Origin of the sequence: [Bacillus] enclensis, assembly GCF_001456935.1 — a bacterium.
GTDB lineage: Bacteria > Bacillota > Bacilli > Bacillales > Bacillaceae_B > Rossellomorea > Rossellomorea enclensis.
In genome coordinates this window covers 224609-245305 of record NZ_KQ758484.1, presented here as the reverse complement: position 1 = coordinate 245305, position 20697 = coordinate 224609, and the positions used below count along the sequence as shown (strand labels likewise).

Sequence of the window (20697 nt, the reverse complement as noted above, 5' to 3'; positions counted from 1 at the left end):
GCCTGTTTCATATTACAAACGGTGTTCGTCGTTATCGACCCTGTTCTTGAAAGCCTCCTGGGTGACAATCAATTCTTCGTCACCAGGTGGTTTTTCTGTGTGCCTTTCTGTTGTGCTATTATTAGGGAAATTGCCTGGATGTCCTTTTTTCTTTGCTTCGAATGATTTTCCGCGTGCCATAAAGAAACACTCCTTTCAGATGTCTTAAGATAGTTTTTCCATGAGATATGAAATTATGTAGGAGGCGGAAGCAGGAAAACAGGCGATTGCATCCAGACTGAACGCTCAGTCGGAGGTTGTTGCTATTTCGTCAAAAATCATCCCGGTCAAATGCAGAATTTCGTATACACTAATAGTAACAAGCGGCCAGCCGCACTTCTTTTGGATAATGAGCCAGTCCCGCTGAAATCTTTACAGGAAGCGAGGGATTCATATGGATTTTTCAACGATTGTTTCAGAACAAAGGATCAAGAAGGCCCAGGAGGACGGGGAGTTTGAAAATCTTCCGGGATACGGGAAACCACAGAATCTGGACGATGATTTATCGATACCGCCCGCTCTCAGGATGGCGCACAGGATCATGAAGAATGCCGGTTATTCGACAGAGGAAATGGACATGAAGAAAGAAATGATGAGGATCGAGGATTTGATCCGGGTCTGTGAAGATGAGACGAAAAAAGAAGAACTGCAGAAGAGCCTCAACGAAAAGATGGTAAGATACAACTCGATGCTCTCGAAAAAAAGAGTGAAGACGAACAGCTCCATTTTCAAGAATTATGAGCAGAAAATCGAAAAGAAACTTCTTTAACAAGCAGACCCCCGTTCATGTGTGAACGGGGGTTTTTTCTGATGGACTATTTGATTGGTTTGGGTTTTGTCTGGAACATTGTCTCACACAATCCCCATGCGATATCGTTTCCGTTCGGATCGGTTATGCTCACGATTGGAACAACACGGGATACCACCGTAACATTATCCACTTTGGTCATACCGGTTATGAGCTTCATGTTCTCTCCGTTAATACCGTAGATTTCCTGTATTTTCAAAGGCTGCAGTGCCGGGTTGAATAGGACTTCCAATAAATAACGTTTGGAAGGATCCTTCCTGGGAAGAGTGATTGAATAGTTTCCGTCCTTATCCACTTTCCCGGTGCCTTCAGCAGTGATTTCCGCACTTGCCTCCGCCTGCCAACGAATGATGGTGCCATATTTGCTGGAAAGGTCGCCGTATTCCTTGATGTTTGCATAAATCACGGAATTTTTAGGGAGATTGCTTGTTCCGTCGATGATGAGCTCATTTGATTTCAGGTTCACTTTCCCGTCAAGTTTCACAAGTTTACCTGTATTCTGCTTGGTTTTTACTGCCGGTGCGGCATCCCATTCGATTCTGCAGCCCGCCAGGAGGAGGGTGCTCATGATTAAAAGGATGAAGGCCAGCTTAAATGGATTCATGATGATTTTCCCTCCTGTTTTCACGGCCGGCAAGGACAAACAAATTATCGGCAGACGAAGGGGGAATCTCAGGTTTAACCACAATCTTTTTCGGTTTCCTCAAAGACTTTCCTTCAATAAATACTTCCTTTATAACCGAGTTGATTTCATTCACACAAAAAATCGCTGCCGCAAAGAAGGCAAGGGGAGCCAGAAGCAGCCAGGGATAGAGATGGACCTGATAGATATTGATGCTCATGGTGGCAGCCCAGTCATTGATGAAGGAGAAATATTCCGGCCTATGTTCAAGCAGTCCGAATTCCACCATTCTCAGGCCGCCCAGACAGATATGCAGGATGCCAAGTTGAATGAGTAAATAGAGAGTCTGTGCCAGTTGTTCGGAAAACATCACGATTGCATGGCGGCTGAATTGGGAGCGCAGGTGTCTCTTGATAATAAAAAACCTGCCTGCTCCGATCTGCCTTGAAACTGAAATAAAATCATTTTTAAGAAATTCTCTCATTTCCTCCCCGATGTACATACCGAGTGAAGGGATGACAATGAGAGAAATCACGATGACTTGAATAACAAGAAACTTCATGGAATATAGAGAACCTGTCTCAAATGCTCTCTGAAGGGGAGCCAATAATACAAAGGCGATAATGGCAAGCGGGATGAAATTGAACGTATCCCCGAGGCCTTTGCAAACCTGCCTCACCCAGCCAGGAAGAAATGCGTAAGTCAATCCGAACAAAAAGCCTCCGGCCATTCGGATCAAGGCAATCGCAGTTGCGGCGAGGAGAGTGTATTTAGCTCCTTCAATCAGTACAAAAAAGACGTTTCGCCCTAACTTATCACTCCCCATCGGCCCCATTTCAGAAGGGGTATAGGGAGGAGAAGCGAGTAATTTGCCAGTCTCTTCATCCTTTAGATAAGAAGGTCCCTGTTCAAAAAGATGTGGATGGGTGCTGGGCAGGACGAAGCTCACGGCGATCAGTAACAACAGGAGCCCGATCGGTATCCATAATCGTAATAAGCGGATGCTCATCAGGCCTGCACCTCCTCATGCGGCAGCCATTTTTTCAACAAGAGCCCGCCCAGGCTGAACACCACGAAAAATGGGATGTAAATCATCAGCATGCCCAGAAAGAAAGCACTCGGGTTCCTCTGGGATACGTCAAGCAGGACATTCATAAAACCATTGATGTTGAAAAGGATTTCGATAATCAATAGATTGGACAGCATCAAAAGAAAAATCGGTTTGATATGAAAATAAAAATGGATCCACACATTCCTGAACAAATGCACCCATATCGTATACGCCCTGGAAAATCCCTTGGAGAAAGAATATTCCACATAAGGCTTTTCCTCTTCTTCCCTGAGTTGAAAGAGAAAATGTTTCGTGAGAAAAGCAATCGGCATGATTGCCAGGCAAATAATCGGAACCAGGTAGACTTTTTCATCGCCCAATGTATAGATGTCAATCAAAAGAATATCTGTCTTTTTGAAAAACCAGATCACAAAGAACTGAATGAAGACGATGATCAAAACATCCGGAAGCGAATCAAAAATGTCCATGATCTTCAAACATACTTTATACACTTTTTTTGGCAGGAACATGAAACAATAACTGAGAAGTGCAGAAATGGCGGCGGCTGCCAGGAATGCAAGAAATAAAAGTAGAAAAGAGTATCCGAACAATTGAAAAAATATGGGATATATAGGGTATGTCTTATAGTCCGGCTCTGCACTCGCTTTCAAATCGGAGCTGATTTCAACGATGAGTGAAGAAGGATGCAATAATTGACTGATGGTTTCGGATAAGGTATGAAAGTATTTCCCCATCATGACTACCAGTTCAATGTCGTATGAGAGCAGGACCCCGGCACCGCTGAAAAGAAATAAACCGGCACATGTCAGTAAAAATTGTGCAGGCAGCGTGAAGTATCGAATTTGTTTCATTTGGACCCCCTTGAATCGTTCTGTCTATGTATAGATTATAATTCTATATGTCAAAAATTACAAAATATTTATAAAATTATTACAAATTTGAGTGAGTTTTCTATTTTTTGAATAAGAAATATTTCCACTGTCTGGTTAGGCTGATTTTACATATTTTTAGAAACATTTTTTCAAAGATGACTGATATAAGCTGCCGAATCCATAAAAAAACGAGGTTCGGACACAACTGAAAAATTGCCATATAAAGACGAACAATATCAGTATAGGCTCTTTATATCGCTAATGATTTCCGTGCAAGACTACGCTTTCCGCGGGTAGCCCATGAGCCTCCTCGGCAAGCCTGCGGGAAGAAAAGCGGAGGGGCTTTGAAAAGAGGCGGTTGGCATAAGGCGAATCGACCACGAAGGCGTTCTTTGCCTTCTTGGTCGAATTGACTTATGACATGTGCCTCTAAGCCCCGTAGCTAGACAAGTCTCACATAAGCTACTCTTCCCGCAGGAGTCTTCGTCTTGCACTCCAATCAACCGCTAGAAAAGACTAAAATCTAAGTGTATTTTTAACAAATTAAAAACCCGAACTAATTTGCCTCATTGTGTGCAAATTAATTCGGGTTTTACTCAGACAAAACACTTTTGTTCCAGTCTCGTTATGTTTTCTTACCATATTATTTTACTTCTCTCCCTGTTCCCCTTCAGGCTTGAAAAGGAAGTAGGAGATGATCCCCGATAATAATGTACCGCCGAGTACGATCAGGGTCCTGGTGCCTGCAGGGACCTCTGTATATGCTTTGCCCAGATAAGAGTTGGCAACGAGGAACACGACGAGCATGATCGGGATCGTGAAGATGAGTCTTTTTTTCAAAAATGCCACATCCTTTATTTCTGCTGACTTAAGTTTATCATAATTGGCGCAGGGATAAATCTACAAACCGATGAACTTTCCCCACAAAAAAGACAGGCCATTTTGGCCTGTCCCGATCGATTAATCCTTAATACTGTGTTCGATCCGCTCAGTGCTCTCAGCGGTGTCCTGGATGTAGCGGGCGATGGTTTCATTGTCCTGGTTCAGGGTTTCGATCGTCGCACTGATTTCCTCGAGACCTGCACTTGATTGTTCAATCACGGCAGCAAGTTCTTTGGTGGAAAACTCCACGTCCACGGTCTGGCCTTTAACCTCAGTGGCTGTGGATGCCAGCCGCTGAAATTCGTTTGAGATGCCGTCCAATTTTTCACGGAGCGAAGAGAAGTATTCCGTCACTTCACCGGTGGCAGACATGTTTTCATGAAGCTTCGTTGAACTCAGTGACATGATCTCAAGGGCAGTCGAGTTGACTTCGTTCACGGACGATAAGTTGTCGTTGATCCGGGTTGCAGTATTCCTTGTGATTTCGGCGAGCTTGCGGATTTCATCAGCCACGATCGAGAAGCCCCTCCCGGCTTCGCCGGCACGTGCAGCTTCAATCGACGCATTCAATGCAAGCAAATTCGTTTGATCGGTGATGTCCTGTATGCTTCCGATAAACGTATTTGTTTCTTCGATTTTCTTCGTCAATTCTTTAAACGTACTGCTCAGACCTTCAATGATATTTTTCAGTTCAGTCATGTTTTCATGAAGATATGTAACCCGTTCATTGCCTGAGAAAGCAAGGTGGTTCGCTTGGTCGGACTGTGCGGCCAGGCCATTTGAGAGGTGCGTGACTTCTTCCATTTTTGTCATCGTCATGGCAGCGACCGAGGCGATGTTATTGATTTGGTCACTCTGTGTCTGGCTGCCTGCAGAGATTTCCGTTACTGCTGTCCTCATTTCATTTTGCGAAACAAGGTGGACTTGGATTTGATCATTGATCTGGTTGATGCTTGTTGATATGGTCGTCAATTCTTTGGCTAAAAGAGAACGCTGCTCATCTTTTTTCATGCTGTCGTTTTCAAGTCTCTGAAGGAACTCCTGGATTTGGCCGGATTGTTTTTTATTCAGATGAATGACGACTCCGAGCACGATCCCGACGAGCAGATATGTGAGTAATGCAGGAAGGAACAGCTCATTGAACAGGGCATCTTCACCGGCAGCGAATACATTGTTCAGAATCAGGATAATCAGACCGGATATATAGCCGATGGCGAATATGACGGTACGGAAGTGGATGGCTGACAGGACGGCCATAAGCGTCAATATGACCATATTCTTGGCGTTCGCCCCTTCGGTAAGCAGCCAGATCAGCATAATGATGTAAATGGTCGGGATACTGAAATAGACATACATCTCAGGTTTTTTCAGAATCAGCTGAAGAATGATGAAATAGACAATCAAAAGAATCAGCTGTGAAGCGAATACCGAAGTGGCAATGATGCCTGAGTCGTTCAAAATGGCATAAATGAGACCCGCAAGCAGGCTTACTGAATACGTGATCAGTAATAAAGCGTTCTTCCGTTTTGTATCGGAAATTTTCATTTGCTCAGGTGTCACGATGTTTCTCCCCTTTAATATGTAAAATAAAATCCCTCTTCCTATATATATCGGTTTGAAAAATACAACTTTTATACTATTTATGGAAAAAATTTTACGCTTGTATGGGAGGATGAACCCCAATCCACGCCTGTAGAGAAGCAGGAGGATTGATAAAAAAACTAAATAAATGGATGGTTTGTCCGATAGTAAAAGTACTACTACAAAGAGTAAGGTGGACAAATCGATGGATAAAACGTCAGTTATTGGAGTCATTTTAGGATTGATTGCGGTTGGTGTGGGGATGTTTTTCAAAGGCGTGAGCCCGGTAGCTCTCATCAATCCCGCAGCCATTTTGATTATCCTGCTTGGAACGGCAGCTGCCGTCACCATTGCATTCCCGACCCACGAAATTAAAAAAGTACCGAAGTTATTCGGCATGCTGTTTAAAGAACAATCTGTCCAGGATCCAAAAGAAGTCATTCGTTATTTCTCGGAAATTGCTGATATCGCCCGTAAGGAAGGTCTGCTTGCGCTGGAGTCAAAGTCACAGGAGGTAGAGGATCAGTTCCTGAAAAATGGACTTTCCCTTGCCGTAGACGGACAGAGTGCAGATTACATACGTGATGTACTACATGAGGAAATCGATGCGATGGAAGAACGGCACAGCGCCGGTGCTTCCATCTTCTCACAGGCAGGAACCTATGCCCCGACGCTCGGGGTGCTTGGTGCCGTAATCGGTTTGATCGCAGCCCTCGGCAATATGGAAAATACTGATAAGATGGGTGAAGCGATTGCCGGTGCATTCATCGCGACGCTGCTCGGAATATTCACCGGCTATGTCCTGTGGCATCCTTTTGCGAATAAGCTCAAACGCAAATCAAAGCGGGAAGTGCAGCTGAAAATGATGATGGTAGAAGGCATTCTTTCCATTATAGAAGGAGAGAGCCCAAGGGTCATCGAACAGAAGCTTGCCTCTTATTTACCGGCAAGCGAGCGGATGCTGCTGATGGAGGGAGAAGCAAATGAGACGGCGTAAGAAGAAACACGATGATGATCATATGGACGAATCCTGGCTTATCCCTTATGCAGATTTGCTCACCCTGCTACTGGCACTTTTCATCGTCCTTTATGCGGCAAGCTCTGTGGATGCCCAGAAATTCCAGGAACTCTCTGAATCATTTAATGAAGTCTTTACGGGGGGGACCGGGATCATGGATAAACACAGTCCGGTCGAACCGCCAAAAAAGAGCGAAGTTGAAGTGAAAGCCAGTGCCGCTGTGAAATCTGACGAAAAAGCGGAACTTGATGAAAAAGAGATCGCACGTCAGGCTTTTTTGAAAGACCAGGAAGAATTAAGAGAGCTACAGGAAAAAATCAAAGAATACATTAAAACGAACAATCTTGAAGTACAATTCATTACAAAGCTTACTGATGAAGGACTGCTGCTGACGATCCGGGACAATGTGCTGTTTGACTCCGGGTCAGCTGTCGTGCACAATACGGATCTTGATGTTGCGAAGGAACTTTCTGAGTTATTGGTCATGAATCCCCCACGGAACATCATCATTTCAGGTCACACAGATAACGTTCCGATCCGAAATGCGGAATTTGATTCGAACTGGGAATTAAGTGTGATGCGCGCAGTCAATTTCATGAAGATCATCCTTGAAAACGAGGAGCTCGATCCTCAGTGGTTCAGTGCGAAGGGCTTTGGTGAGTTTGAACCGGTAGGGGACAATACCACCAACGAGGGAAGGGCCTTGAACCGCAGGGTGGAAGTATTGATCCTGCCGCGCGTGACCCAGTGAGAGTGAATGATGGATATATAAGGACTGAAACTGCTTGTTGGAGCGGTTTCAGTTTTTTTAATTTGGGATGTTTCACGGTGCCGATTCAGGGGAAAGAAAAATAGAAACAGCAGAATCAGTGTCTAAATTTTCAGAACCTGTTGAGGGCAGGCCCTCTATACATAAGTCTATCCGTACATACATATTTTTTGGAATGTTCTGGCGTTTAGACATTGTTTCTACCACTTAAGGAGGAGTTCCGTTGGAGAATTTTTTTGACATCATAGGAAAAATATCGGCTTGGCTCTGGGGGCCGCCGCTGATCATCGTACTGGCAGGGACGGGTCTGTATTTGACGTTCCTGCTCGGATTCATTCAGTTCAGGCATCCCCTTTACATTTTCAAGCAGACAATCGGAAGCGTATTCAGCAAGAAGAAGCCGAAAGGGGAAGGGACAGTCACGCCGCTGCAGGCTTTGACTTCTGCACTTTCCTCCACAATCGGAGCTGCGAACATCGTCGGGGTCCCTGCCGCGATCATGTTCGGGGGACCCGGTGCTGTCTTCTGGATGTGGTTCATCGCGCTTATAGGAATGGCCCTTAAGTTCTCCGAGAGTGTACTGGCCGTACGCTATCGGGAGAAGAATGAAAAAGGCGAGTTCGTCGGCGGTCCGATGTACTATATGAGAAACGGGCTGAATATGAAGTGGCTAGGCGTCTGGTTTGCCTTTGCACTTATGATCGAGCTCATTCCGAGCGTCATGGTCCAGGGGAACTCGGTTGCCGCAACGGTCGAGGAATCATTTAATGTGAACGGCCTTATAACCGGTTTAATCATGGCCTTTATCGTTGTGCTCATTGTTTTCGGAGGCATTAAACGGATCGGAAGGGTGACAGAGGTATTCGTGCCGTTCATGGCCCTTTTCTATGTTGGTGCAGCCCTTGTCATCATGTTCATGAATCTTGATGCGATCCCAGAGTTCTTCAGCTTGGTACTGGGACATGCGTTCCAGCCGATGTCCGCAATGGGCGGATTTGCCGGTGCGGCGATTGCAGAAACAATCAGGTGGGGGTTTGCCCGCGGGTTGTATTCGAATGAAGCAGGACTTGGTACTGCACCTATCGCCCATGCTGCAGCCAAGACGGACCACCCGGTAAGACAGGGATTATGGGCGATTGTCGGAATCGTCATTGATACGCTGATTGTCTGTACGGCAACAGCCTTCGTCGTACTCTCGTCAGGTGTATGGACGGCGGAAGATGCCCTGGATGACCCATCTGCCCTGACGACGGAAGCATTCAGTCAATACTTTGGATCATTCGGCGGTATCCTCGTCACGGTATCATTAATATTCTTTGTTCTATCGACGATCATCGTCATCGTCTTTTACGGTGCGAAACAGGCAGAATTCCTCTTCGGATGGAAAACGGCCCAGGCCATCAAGATTGTTTATGTAGCGGCCATCGTCCTCGGTTCAGTGGGTGCAGCCAAGACAATCTGGCAGTTCCTTGACCTTGCGCTTGCTGCCATATTAATACCGAATATCATCGCTGTCCTTCTCTTAAGTAAAGAAGTGAGAAGGCTGACGAAAGAATTCTTCACCTCGGATGAATACTACTTGAAAGACATCGGAAAAGCGAAGAAAGACAAGAAGATCAGTTAATCATGATACAACGAAGTGATGACCTGACTTGACCAAAAGCGTTTGTTTTAGACTAAATAAAACCCGAACTGACTTGCTTTTTAGAAGGTAAGTCAGTTCGGGTTTTTTGTATGCACAGGTGATTATTTGCTCATTTCAGCGGTTGATTGGAATGAAGGACGAAAACTCCAATTAGAAATGCGGAATGGCTTTGAACAAAGGGAGGAGGCTCACGGGCTACCCGCCGAAAGCGAAGTCTTGCACGGAAATCAATAGTGGTGTTTGAGATTTGTACTAAAATTTTGTCGAAAACCATTTCTTGCCCACAATTAAACAAAAGTTTAGAATATTAACAAAAGTTACTTTTACATATTTTTCAAAGGAGTGGGAGTCGTTGAACGAGAAGGAAAAGCTCTTGTTGACGTTAATTGAGGGTAATCCGTTTATGAGTCAGCAGGAGCTGGCGGAGAAAAGCGGAATGTCACGGTCTGCAGTTGCCGGATACATTTCAAACCTGATAAAGGAAGGCAGGATTCTTGGGAGGGCGTATGTTCTTCCGGGAAAAAAAGGAGTAATGTGCATTGGCGGAGCCAACATTGACAGGAAACTTCAGCTCCACGATGAATTCCTTCCGGAGACATCAAATCCTGCAGTTTCAAGCCAGGCAAGCGGGGGAGTTGCGCGAAATATTGCAGAGAATCTAGGACGAATCGGTCTTCAATCCTGCCTTTTGACAGTAGTAGGAGACGATACCGAAGGCAGCTGGCTTCTGAACCAGACGCGGAATTTCGTCGATGTATCTGCTTCGGTCTCTTTATTTAAACATACGACGGGGACGTATTCAGCGATTTTGAACAAGCAGGGGGAAATGATGTTTGCCCTTGCAGATATGGAATTAAATGAAAGCGTTGACATAGGATTCATCGAGAAAAGGTGGGGGACGATTGCTTCATCCGAGATGGTGCTCCTTGATACGAATTTTCCGGCAGATGTTTTGAGCTACATCATCAAAAGATGTCAATCGGAAGGAATTCCGTTGACGGTCGTTCCCGTATCGGCTCCGAAGGTAAAGAAGCTGCCGCCATCCCTTGAAGGGGTCACCTGGTTCATTTGCAACAAGGGAGAGGCTGAAGCTTACCTGGGTATGACAATCGATACAGAGGGAGATTATTTCAAGGCTGCAAAGATAATCACCCAAAAAGGGGCGGAAAGGGTCGTCATCACAAGAGGGGATAAGGGGCTGGTGTATTACAGGGTATACAAAGAAGCAAGTGCCATCCTGCCTCCGGAAGTGAAAGTCATCGACGTCACCGGTGCCGGCGATGCGCTTGTGGCGGGCATCATCTATGGATACCTCAAAGGGTCTGACACGGAAGGTGCCTGCCGGATCGGAATCACCTGCTCGTCATTGACGCTGCAATCAGCCCATACGGTCAGCCCTTCGCTTACAAAAGGTAAGCTTCAGCAGTACTTCAGCCTGTATTATTAGGCACTCGCAGAAGCGTAACAATAAAACAAATGGGGGAATGAAGCAATGAATTTGGAATCTTATATAGAGTACTCAGAAGAAGTCCTGGAAGGAAGGAAGAATGGGAAAGCCATCGCAGCCCTGGAATCTACGATCATTTCTCATGGTATGCCCTATCCGCAGAACGTACAGACGGCACGAGAAGTCGAGGATATCATCCGTGAAGGGGGAGCGGTACCTGCGACGATTGCTATATTGAACGGAAAAATAAAAATCGGCTTGTCCCATCAAGAATTGGAATATCTGGGCCAGGCGTCAAATGTGATTAAAGCAAGCCGCCGGGACATTCCTTATATCTTGTCTGCCGGGAAAGACGGAGCAACGACGGTGGCAGCAACTATGATTCTCGCGGAACTTGCCGATATTGCGGTATTCGTGACAGGCGGGATCGGAGGGGTCCACCGCGGTGCAGAGAAAACAATGGATATCTCGGCAGACCTCGAGGAACTTTCCAGGACAAACGTTGCCGTCGTATGCGCCGGTGCAAAATCGATACTGGACATCGGACTGACACTGGAATACCTTGAAACCAAAGGGGTGCCCGTACTTGGATATCAGACCGATTCCCTGCCTGCTTTTTACACAAGAAACAGTCCTTATCAAGTAAACTATAGAATGGAGTCTTGTGAAGAAATGGCTTCTCTGTTAAGAACAAAATGGGAGCTTGGACTGAACGGAGGCGTAGTCGTTGCAAATCCGATCCCTGAACAAAACGCACTGGAAGAAAACGAGATGAACAGCATCATAGAATCCGCGCTGCAGGAAGCAGAGGAGAAAAACATAACCGGAAAAGAAGCCACCCCGTTCCTGCTCGGAAAAGTAAAAGAACTCACAGAAGGCAAAAGCCTTATCGCCAACATCGCACTGGTCAAAAACAATGCCCGGGTCGGCGCCGAACTGGCCGTTAAATATAAATCTATGAAAATAACACATGTTTAAACTAAAACCCGGGCTTTTTTGTCCGGTTTTTTTATTGATTTATTTACAGTGGGGTGATTGTGATGAGCAGGCTTCAGCGGTTGATTGGAGTGCAAAACGTAGACTCCTGCGGGAGAAGCGTGTTAAGTGAGACCGCGCAGGGAGGTACGACTGAGGAGGCTCACCAACCGCCCGCGGAAAGCGAAGTTTTGCACGGAAATCATTAGCGGTGATGAATGGAAACAAATAAGTTGAGAAGTCAAAAAGAGCTTCTCTACTTAAGGTTGCCTAAAAACATAACCAAAATCTGTGTAGGTCAATTTATTGACGGTTTCATTCATATCAAAAGGCTCACGGGCTACCCGCGGAAAGCGAAGTCCTCCACGGAAATAAACAGAGTTTATGAGCAGTTGATATTTAAACATTACCACTCAACAATGGAGCAGATTCCCATTATAGTATAAAGACAAGCATTTATATGAACATAAAGGTAGGGTAAAATGAACATATATCACATTACGAAAAGGAAGGTACTATGGCTGAAATTAGACCTGTGAACGCCATAAGCGTTCATTCGATCCCTGTCCCCGCCGCTTTATGGAACCCTGTCCTGTCAACCATCATAGAAGCCAATCCCGAATGGGAAGAACGATCAGGCATAGACAGCTTCGATATTAAGAGATTGCTGGAATCAGAGTCAGAACATTTTATTTACAACGAATGTTCATATTCACTGAAGCGCGGGACGGTGGAAGAAAGCCTGGAGCTGTTGATGATCGTCCCCTCCATTGAAACCAGGACCTCGGAAAATGAAAAAGATAAACAGAATTCCAGCTCGGACATTTACCAATCCTTGATACGCAACACGCCGACCTGTGTATGTATCATTGATAAAAACGGAGTTCTCACGGAGATGAATGAATCCTTCAAACAGCTCTTCAAGCTGACAGATGAAGCAATCGGGGAATCACTCTGCCGGCAATCACCCTTCAAGAACCCTGCCTTTGTAAACCTGGTCATGAAGGGGATTCAAGGGAAAAATGTTCAGAGGGAGGAACTTACCTTCAAGACAGGTGATGATAGAGAATGTACCTGTCATATCACAATTTCACCTGCAGATTATAATCAGCGGGGTGCGGTCGACCAAGTAGGCATCATCCTGCATGATATCACGGAGAAAAAGGAATATGAAAATGATTTACTCTCTTTAAAAGTGGAATTGGAGAATACACTGAGGCTCCAAAAAACAATTACGTATAAAATAAAAAAACATCAAGATGATTTTGTGATTGAAATGGCAGCCGGCGACCTTCTTAACAAGCTGGATATATCTCCTTCCAATGTGATCGGTAAAACGATACAGGAAGTCTTTGACACGTATCATCTTGGGAAGATACAGCCTAAGCTCAAGAGAATCTGGGTAACGGGTGAAGAACTGACGTACGAGGATGAATATAAGGGACTTGAGTATATCGCCTCGATGGTCCCGGTCATGAAAGACGGGGAAGTCACCACCATCATCTGCTCCATTGCCGATATATCCTTGATCAAGGATATCCAGAGGAAGCTGATTGAAACACAGGAAAAATACCGGTCGATGGTTCAGTACAGTCCCGATAATATTTATATGTTAAATACTGAAGGAATCGTACAGGAAGTGAACCCGGCAGCAGAGGGACAATGGACATTCCCATCAGATGACATGATCGGGAAGCATTTCAGCGAATTTATCACAGAAGATCAGCAAATAGATACCATCAAGCATTTTGAGACAGCGCTGCAGGGGGAGGCGACAAGATATATTACGACCCTTAACAACAAGGATGGAAACCGAACCCATATAAGCGTGACGAATATCCCGATCCGTGTAAACGATAAAGTAATCGGTATTTATGGTATCGGTCAGGATATCACGGCAAGGATGAAAATAGCGGAGGAGCTGAAAGAGGCGAAAGAGCTCCTTGAAGCTTATTTTGAACATGCAGGTGACGGAATCGCCCTTCTCGATCCTGCAGGGGAAATACTGAAGGTCAATCAGCATTTTGAATCGATGTTCGGTTGGAATGAGGCTGAAATAATAGGAGAAAGTATCACGATCCTTCACTTGGAAGAGCAGGTTTCTCAATTTAAGCAGAATCTAAAAATGGTCAAAGCAGGAAAGCGGATCAAAGACTATGAAACTGTAAGGTATCGTAAAGACGGTTCTCCGATAGAGATTGTCTTCAACCTCAATCCTATCCTGAATGACACCGGCAAGCTGATCGGTATATCAGCCATCATCCGCGATCTATCTGAAAAGAAGCGAAATGAAGATCTCTTGAAGAAATCCGAACAGCTTGCAATGATCGGCCAGCTAGCTGCGGGGGTGGCACATGAAATTCGAAACCCGCTCACCACAATCAAGGGATTCCTGCAGCTGATGAAGGAAAGTGCTGAGGATGATTTCCACCTGCAGGTCATTCAGGGAGAGCTTGACCGCATCGAAATCATCACGAACGAATTTCTGGCACTGGCAAAGCCCAGGGCGGTTCATTTTTCTATGACCTCCCTAACAACACTGTTAACAAGTTCGGTGGAGTTCATCAAGATGGAATGCCTGAAGCAGGGAGTGGATGTTCGTTTTTCTGTTGAAGAAGCGGAGATTTACTGCGACTCCCATCAAATCAAACAGGTCGTGCTCAATGTCATGAAAAATGCATTGGAAGCTATGCCTGAAGGAGGACTGCTGAGCGTACAGCTTGAAAAGGAAAACGGCTGTGCGAAAATATCCATTCAGGATAACGGAGCCGGAATACCGCCTGAGCGGATGAAGCATCTTGGCGAACCTTTTTACAGTACAAAAGAAAAAGGAACCGGCCTTGGCTTGATGATCTGCCAAAAAATCATCAAGGAGCACAACGGTTCATTTTCAATCCAGAGCAACGTAAATGATGGATCGACCGTCACGATCCTGCTTCCGATTGCCGGGAAAGCAGGGAAAGAATACTAAAGATGAAAAGCTTCAAAACGGAATGACCATTTCCCGTTTTGAAGCTTTTTTGTTTCACCATTTATTGTGAGGAAATGACGATTCCTGCCGGGAGAAAGTCGACAAATAACGTGTTCTCTTATTGGGGAAAGTTTATTTTCCGGGAAATAGATCATTCTACAAATTTCGTCCCGTCCCGTTTCTTGTCGCCGGCACATCGGCAGGTTTCAACATTCGCGCTTAAGGATAAATGATAGGAAAGAGGTGAAACGACATGCGGACAAGCATTTTTATCAGCGGAGGGGGAATCGGGGGATTGACCCTGGGCTTGAAGGCAGCCCGATGCGGGATCGATGTGACCGTTGCAGAAAGGCTGCCTGGTCCCAGTCCCATTTATAAAGGGGAGCTGCTTCAGCCGAAAAGTCTGGAAATACTCGATTCCCTTGGGGTGATCGAGTCCATTTTCAAACATGGACATAAAATCTCTGATCTTGAGATGACTGAGCTTAAAAACCTGAAGGCTGTCCCGGAGCATTCCTTGATGAGCTACTCGATCCTGCCTAGCCGGTATCCTTTTTCCTTGATGATCCATCATGAAACCCTCAAAGAAATCCTCTTGGATAAGGCAAAGGAATATCCTTCTTTTCACTACCACCCCCACACCATATGCAAAGAAATAAAGGATCATACTGTGACTCTTGAGGACAGGAAAGAGAAGCAGTCCTATGAGGTGGAGTGTGATTTCATTGTCGGGGCGGAAGGAAGGAGCTCCGTCACACGGAACTACATGGACATTTCAGTAAAGGAAAAGAATTATAATCACCACTTCCTGACTGTCACGTTCCCAAGGCCGGAATCGATGGTGAAAGGGAAAATCATTTCTACTTATCAGTCCTTCCTGGGATTGTTTCCGCTCCCTGACAACGAAGTAAGATCTGTTTACCTGATTCCAGCGGGAGAGTATAAATCTCTCAGGAAAAAGCCGATTTCTGAATTTCATAACCTTTATAAAAAGTTGTGTCCCGAACTGGAGGGTTATGTCGATCAAATAAAAGAGTGGAAGCAGATCCAGCTGATGGTGCCCCTCAAATATCACAGCGATACGTATGTGAAGGATCATCTGGCGATCATCGGGGATGCAGCGCATACCGTGCACCCGATGGCAGGTGAAGGAATGAATATGGCGATACAGGACGGCGATGTCCTTGGTGAATTGCTATGCGATATGCACAAGGAGGGAAAGCTGGATCCTGTCAATCTTGAGTGGTATCCAAAGGTGCGGAAGAAGCGGGTCTCCCATCAGATGCATCTTAGCCACTTATCTGCGCTCGCCTACTCTTATCCTTACAGGCCGATCGGCTGGCTGCGTAAAAACAGCCTGCAGCGCATGGAGAGGGATACGGTGTCCCACTACAAACAAATGCTCAATATTTCAGGGCTTGGCTTGTGGAGGGAAACCCTGTACGACCGGATGATACAAGGCGGAGTCCTTCCGATCAGAACGGACAAGATCTCCTGCGATAAAGAGCAGGGCTGCACCATTTTCACACAAAATCAAGACTATCCCTGGAAAGAAACGGAGGCATTACGATGATTGCAGAAATGGCAGAAGTTTGGCGGGCAAGGACCTGGATGAAAAAGAATGTCCCGTTTCTATACAGCTGGCATGCCTACGTGGGGTATGAAATGGAGCTATTCGAAAGTTTCAAAAAGCCCGCTTCGATTCAGGAAGTGGCTCTGGCAAAGAATGTGGAAATGGATTTACTGGAACAGTGGGTGGAAGTCGGAATCACACTGAAGCATCTGAAACGCCAATCAAAAGGCAGGGTGAAGGTGAAAAACGGCTGGAAGCTGCCTTCTTCCAAAAAAGAAACGTTTTCCTCAGGAGTTTTGCTGAAGGAAATGATGGAGCTCCATATCCCGGCACTCCTTTCCTACCCCAGCCTGTTGAGGAATCAGACAAGGCAGCATTTCAACTCGGATCTGCATGGTTCGACCGTTGCCAAGACATCCATCCTGTTGGAACGATTCGCGTTTCCAAAGCTTCAAAAAGTGATGAAGAAGTTCAAGGTGAATTCCGTCTTGGACCTGGGATGCGGCGAAGGCGGCTATATCCGAAGGCTCGCGGACCGTTATCCGAAGAAAAAAATGGTCGGCATCGAAATCCACGAAGGGGTGGCGAGGGAGGCGGAGGACCAGCTGCAAAGCTATGAGAACGTAGACATCGAGTGCTGTGATTTACATGAATATGAACCGGAACAAGCATTCGATATGGTCATGGCAAACAATCTATTTCATTATATCGATCCGTCGGAGCGGCTGCAGTTTTTTGAGAAAGCCTCGGACTGGCTGGAGAAAAAAGGGCTGTTCTTCGTCCTGACGCCGATGCAGAAATCAAAGCACGGCCAGCAGTTCTCCAGTGCGTTCAACAGCTTTTTCATGACGTTCCAGAACCTGCACCCGATTCCATCCCAAAAAGAGATGGAGACACTGGCCAAAAAGACAGGCTTCAAAGTGGTTTCTGTCGAACCAATCGTAAAGGAAGGCGGCTGGTATGCGCTTTGCTTTAAAAAGAAGTAGAAATGATGAAGGACTTCCCTTATACGGGGAAGTCCTTCTCAAATAGTTTTTCCTTACTTAGGAAAACATAAAAAGAATATGTATCGGGACTGGAGGTAAATGCGTTGGAAAGAGAAGAGATGTATGACTGTATCGGCATAGGGATCGGGCCGTATAATCTGAGCCTGGCCGCACTGATGGATGAGAAGACGGATTTGAAGGTGAGATTTTTTGACAAGACCCCTGAATTTCAGTGGCACCCCGGCATGCTGATCGACCTGACCGATCTGCAGGTACCGTTCATTGCCGATCTGGTTACGTTTGCGAATCCGCAGAGCAGGTACAGCTACCTGAATTATTTACATACTCATAACCGGCTGTACAAGTTTTTCTTTTTTCATAAATTTGAAATGCCCCGGCAGGAATATAATGACTATGCAAGCTGGGTCGTAAAACAGCTGCCGCATTGTCAATTTCACAGCGAGGTCACCGGTGTGAAGGATACTGGCGCTTATTTTGAAGTAGAAGTCAGGAACGGGCAGACTGAAGAACGCGAAGTGTACAAGGCGAGGCACGTGGTGATGGGGACCGGGAGCAAGCCGCTTATACTGGATGGTATGGAGGGGCTTCCGCCTGAGGATGTCCACCATACGAGCAGCTATCTGTTTCATAAAGAATCCACCGTGGAAAGCGCGTCCATCACGATCATCGGATCCGGTCAGAGTGCCGCAGAGGTATTTCATGATTTATTAAAAGAGCAGCCCAATCATCCGTACAAGCTGACCTGGATGACGAGGTCGGAGGGGATCCTCCAGCTCGAGTCATCAAAGCTTGGCCAGGAGTTCTTCGCCCCTGATTATGTGGATTACTTCCACGGACTGTCCTTTGAAAAGAGGCTCGAAGCTTTAAAGACATTGGATCAGCTCCGGAACGGGATTGATATGGATACCCTGAATAATATTTATAATATCCTTTACCATCATTCTGTCAGTGAGAATGCCCCGGATATTGTGATTCAGCCCTTGACCGAGGTTCAGAAGATCCGGCAGGAAGATGATCACTATGTCCTGGAATGCAGGCAGTGGCAGGAGGAGAGGGATTTTTCATATGTGTCAGGGAAAGTCATATTGGCAACCGGTTATGTCCCGAATATCCCGTCCTGGTTCGATGAAGCTTTAGGGGACAAAATCGTCTGGGAGGATGAAAAGAGGTTCAAAGTGTCCCGCGATTATAAACTCGTCTTCAAGGACGGGGAGGACCGCAGTCACCATTTTTATACGCTGACGAATCTTGAACATTCACACGGTGCAGGTGCGACCAATCTGGGACTTTCAGTAGACCGCAATATCGCGATCATCAATGATATCACCGGGAAGGAAGTATACAAGACACAGCGAAATACAATTTTCTCCCAATTTTCAATGGACGAAACCGATTGACACGTTTTAATTTTGATTGAACGGGTAAATTTATTATGTGAGCAAATAAACAAACTAACAAATAGGAGTGTTTTATTTTATGGCTAAAGTTGCATGCTTACTTACAGATATGTTTGAAGACGTTGAATTTACAGATCCTGAAAAAGCATTGAAAGAAGCAGGTCACGAAGTCATCACGATCGAAAAGGAAAAAGGGAAGTCCGTGAAAGGAAAGCAGGGGGACGCGACGGTCTCCATCGATGAAAGCATCGATAATGTTAAACCTGAAGACTTTGACGCACTCTTGCTGCCGGGCGGATTCTCACCTGACCAGCTACGAGCGGATGAGCGTTTCGTGAAGTTCACGAAGCACTTCATGGATGAAAAGAAACCGGTCTTTGCCATCTGCCACGGCCCGCAGCTTCTTATCACCGCGAAGGCGCTTGAAGGCAGACACGCAACAGGCTTCCATTCAATCAAAGTCGACATGGAGTATGCAGGTGCCACATACGAAGACAAAGAAGTCGTCGTTTGCGGAAACCAGCTTGTCACAAGCAGGACACCGGATGATATTCCGGCATTTAACCGTGAGTCGCTGGCTTTGTTGTCTAAATAATAATGATAGTGGCAAAAGGGACATCCTTGATGGGGTGTCTCTTTTTTTTGTGAGGTTTTGAATGGTGAGACGTGCAGTTTATCGTGGATTGATGTTCCGAAGTGGGATGAAAAATGCTTTATATTTGTGGTTTGCAAGCCGTTTTGGGATTATTTTTGCTTCATTTTTTAATTTTTGAACGATTTAAGAGGAATTTCAATGTTATAAGGGATCTGTGATCCTTCTGGGAGTCCTGTTATGCTGTGACTCGGGAAAATATGATCCATTCTGAAAATTTATGATCCAAATTGGAAAAATACGATCCAAATTCAAGATTTATGATCTTATAAGAATCATTCTAAAGAACAATCGAACAACCAGGCAGGCACGCCGTGAGGCACAAGTCCGATGCCTAATCCTCTAGAGACTGGCACCCGTTCCCATGCCTATCCCGGCATATAAAAGCCCGTCCCGCACTGCGATAACGCATCAACGCAGTGCGGGACGGGCCTTTCATTATTTCCTCAATGCACCAAGCTCTTCGATGATGGCTGTCATTTCGCTCGGGCTGAAGCGGTCTTTCTTTTCGACCATTAGGTAAAGATCGTGAAGGTCTTCGTACATTTCCTGGTTGAAATGTTCAGGCTTGATGGCGCCTGCGTTTACGACGTTGAGTTTATCCTTGATGGCGGTGACCATGTATTCGATATTTTCTGCCGTGTTTTGTGATAAATCCATAACTGTTCGTCCTTTCTTTCGTGCCTTTTGTTAGTATTCATCTTTCCATGATTCTGCTGCTCTGTCAACATGGCATTGAGTTAGAGAGTGTCGAAAGAAGGATTTTTTTACCTGAATGTTTTACACTATTAGGAATTGGGGAATTAGTAGTTAAGCATGTAAGGTTGGAGAAAACTATACCGGAAAACCGGACTTTGAAGGAACTCTGACCCTATTTAGAGAAAACAATAGTAAATGGCTGCGGCTGCAGCCGATCATGAAAATAGAATATAGGAGGATCATGAAATGGGAAATAGCAAGTTTTTTAAAGGAGTCATGCTGGGGGCCGCCGCAGGAGGACTGTTGTCGCTTCTGGATAAAACGACACGCAGGGAAATGGGCACAACGCTTAAAAACAGCGGGTCTGCCATTTCCAGGTATTCGAAGAATCCGAAGATGCTTGCGGATACATCCAAGGATATTTATGAAAAGATGCGTACGACTGCCGATCAGGTGAGCAGGGATATTCAGTTCATTTCAGAAAAAGTGAATGAAATCAAAGAGATGACCCCTCAAGTGAAAGAGATGATCGAGGAGACGAAAGAAACGTTCGAAGATTCTACGGAAGCTTATAAAGAGACGTTCTCCGATCATCCTTCTAATGAAATCAACGCGGGTGAAGAAGGCAGTCAGCCTGTTGCTTCATCTTTCAAAGGCTACTGAGGAGG

General features: G+C 45.6%; 19 protein-coding genes. 12 read left to right on the top strand and 7 right to left on the bottom strand.

The window, feature by feature from the left end:
- Positions 1-12: 12 nt before the first annotated feature.
- Positions 13-180 carry a hypothetical protein gene (locus AS034_RS23000; RefSeq protein ID WP_169792814.1) on the bottom strand — a complete coding sequence of 56 codons (168 nt, stop codon included), beginning with the start codon at positions 178-180 and terminating at the stop codon, positions 13-15.
- Between the two features lie 253 nt (positions 181-433).
- On the opposite strand from AS034_RS23000, the gene AS034_RS14005 reads away from it, so the two are divergent.
- Positions 434-808 carry a DnaJ family domain-containing protein gene (locus tag AS034_RS14005; protein ID WP_058298969.1) on the top strand — a complete coding sequence of 125 codons (375 nt, stop codon included), beginning with the start codon at positions 434-436 and terminating at the stop codon, positions 806-808.
- Positions 809-854: 46 nt separating this feature from the next.
- Here the strand turns inward: AS034_RS14005 and AS034_RS14000 are convergent, their stop codons facing one another.
- The 5 genes from AS034_RS14000 to AS034_RS13980 form a co-directional block, all read right to left on the bottom strand.
- Complete coding sequence (locus tag AS034_RS14000) at positions 855-1451, bottom strand: hypothetical protein (RefSeq protein ID WP_058298968.1); 597 nt, start codon at positions 1449-1451, stop codon at positions 855-857.
- On the bottom strand, positions 1438-2478 hold the full coding sequence (locus tag AS034_RS13995) for a hypothetical protein (protein ID WP_058298967.1): 1041 nt from the start codon (positions 2476-2478) through the stop codon (positions 1438-1440). The genes AS034_RS14000 and AS034_RS13995 overlap by 14 nt, the downstream gene beginning before the upstream one ends.
- Positions 2478-3392: an ABC transporter permease subunit gene (locus AS034_RS13990; RefSeq protein WP_032085632.1), complete on the bottom strand. Its 915-nt coding sequence runs from the start codon at positions 3390-3392 to the stop codon at positions 2478-2480. Before AS034_RS13990 ends, AS034_RS13995 begins: the two co-directional genes overlap by 1 nt.
- 669 nt (positions 3393-4061) lie before the next feature.
- The gene (locus AS034_RS13985) at positions 4062-4253 is read right to left on the bottom strand and encodes a hypothetical protein (RefSeq protein ID WP_032085633.1); all 192 of its coding nucleotides are present in this window, start codon (positions 4251-4253) and stop codon (positions 4062-4064) included.
- Between the two features lie 120 nt (positions 4254-4373).
- The gene (locus tag AS034_RS13980) at positions 4374-5855 is read right to left on the bottom strand and encodes a methyl-accepting chemotaxis protein (RefSeq protein WP_058298966.1); all 1482 of its coding nucleotides are present in this window, start codon (positions 5853-5855) and stop codon (positions 4374-4376) included.
- 226 nt (positions 5856-6081) lie between these two features.
- On the opposite strand from AS034_RS13980, the gene motA reads away from it, so the two are divergent.
- The 10 genes from motA to AS034_RS13930 all read left to right on the top strand — a co-directional run bounded on the left by motA (position 6082) and on the right by AS034_RS13930 (position 19273).
- Positions 6082-6873 (top strand): flagellar motor stator protein MotA, encoded by a 792-nt coding sequence (motA, locus tag AS034_RS13975; protein WP_058298965.1) that lies wholly within the window; start codon positions 6082-6084, stop codon positions 6871-6873.
- Positions 6860-7645 (top strand): flagellar motor protein MotB, encoded by a 786-nt coding sequence (gene motB / locus AS034_RS13970; RefSeq protein WP_058298964.1) that lies wholly within the window; start codon positions 6860-6862, stop codon positions 7643-7645. Before motA ends, motB begins: the two co-directional genes overlap by 14 nt.
- Before the next feature lie 241 nt (positions 7646-7886).
- The gene (locus tag AS034_RS13965; protein WP_032085637.1) at positions 7887-9287 is read left to right on the top strand and encodes an alanine/glycine:cation symporter family protein; all 1401 of its coding nucleotides are present in this window, start codon (positions 7887-7889) and stop codon (positions 9285-9287) included.
- Positions 9288-9660: 373 nt separating this feature from the next.
- Positions 9661-10755, top strand: coding sequence for a carbohydrate kinase (locus AS034_RS13960; protein WP_058298963.1), 1095 nt, complete (start codon positions 9661-9663; stop codon positions 10753-10755).
- A gap of 51 nt (positions 10756-10806) precedes the next feature.
- Positions 10807-11733: a pseudouridine-5'-phosphate glycosidase gene (locus AS034_RS13955; protein ID WP_141687734.1), complete on the top strand. Its 927-nt coding sequence runs from the start codon at positions 10807-10809 to the stop codon at positions 11731-11733.
- A gap of 514 nt (positions 11734-12247) precedes the next feature.
- A complete protein-coding gene (locus AS034_RS13950; RefSeq protein WP_058298961.1) occupies positions 12248-14701 on the top strand; it encodes a PAS domain S-box protein in 2454 nt (817 codons plus the stop codon).
- A 253-nt stretch (positions 14702-14954) separates the two neighbouring features.
- Positions 14955-16274 (top strand): FAD-dependent oxidoreductase, encoded by a 1320-nt coding sequence (locus tag AS034_RS13945; protein ID WP_032085639.1) that lies wholly within the window; start codon positions 14955-14957, stop codon positions 16272-16274.
- Entirely contained in the window at positions 16271-17260 is a 990-nt protein-coding gene (locus tag AS034_RS13940) for a class I SAM-dependent methyltransferase (RefSeq protein ID WP_058298960.1), read from the top strand. The genes AS034_RS13945 and AS034_RS13940 overlap by 4 nt, the downstream gene beginning before the upstream one ends.
- Before the next feature lie 119 nt (positions 17261-17379).
- Positions 17380-18678 carry a lysine N(6)-hydroxylase/L-ornithine N(5)-oxygenase family protein gene (locus AS034_RS13935; RefSeq protein ID WP_058299148.1) on the top strand — a complete coding sequence of 433 codons (1299 nt, stop codon included), beginning with the start codon at positions 17380-17382 and terminating at the stop codon, positions 18676-18678.
- Between the two features lie 79 nt (positions 18679-18757).
- The gene (locus tag AS034_RS13930) at positions 18758-19273 is read left to right on the top strand and encodes a type 1 glutamine amidotransferase domain-containing protein (RefSeq protein ID WP_032085641.1); all 516 of its coding nucleotides are present in this window, start codon (positions 18758-18760) and stop codon (positions 19271-19273) included.
- A gap of 495 nt (positions 19274-19768) precedes the next feature.
- Here the strand turns inward: AS034_RS13930 and AS034_RS13925 are convergent, their stop codons facing one another.
- Complete coding sequence (locus AS034_RS13925) at positions 19769-19990, bottom strand: DUF1128 domain-containing protein (RefSeq protein ID WP_032085642.1); 222 nt, start codon at positions 19988-19990, stop codon at positions 19769-19771.
- A gap of 285 nt (positions 19991-20275) precedes the next feature.
- On the opposite strand from AS034_RS13925, the gene AS034_RS13920 reads away from it, so the two are divergent.
- Complete coding sequence (locus AS034_RS13920) at positions 20276-20692, top strand: hypothetical protein (RefSeq protein ID WP_058298959.1); 417 nt, start codon at positions 20276-20278, stop codon at positions 20690-20692.
- Positions 20693-20697 lie beyond the last annotated feature (5 nt).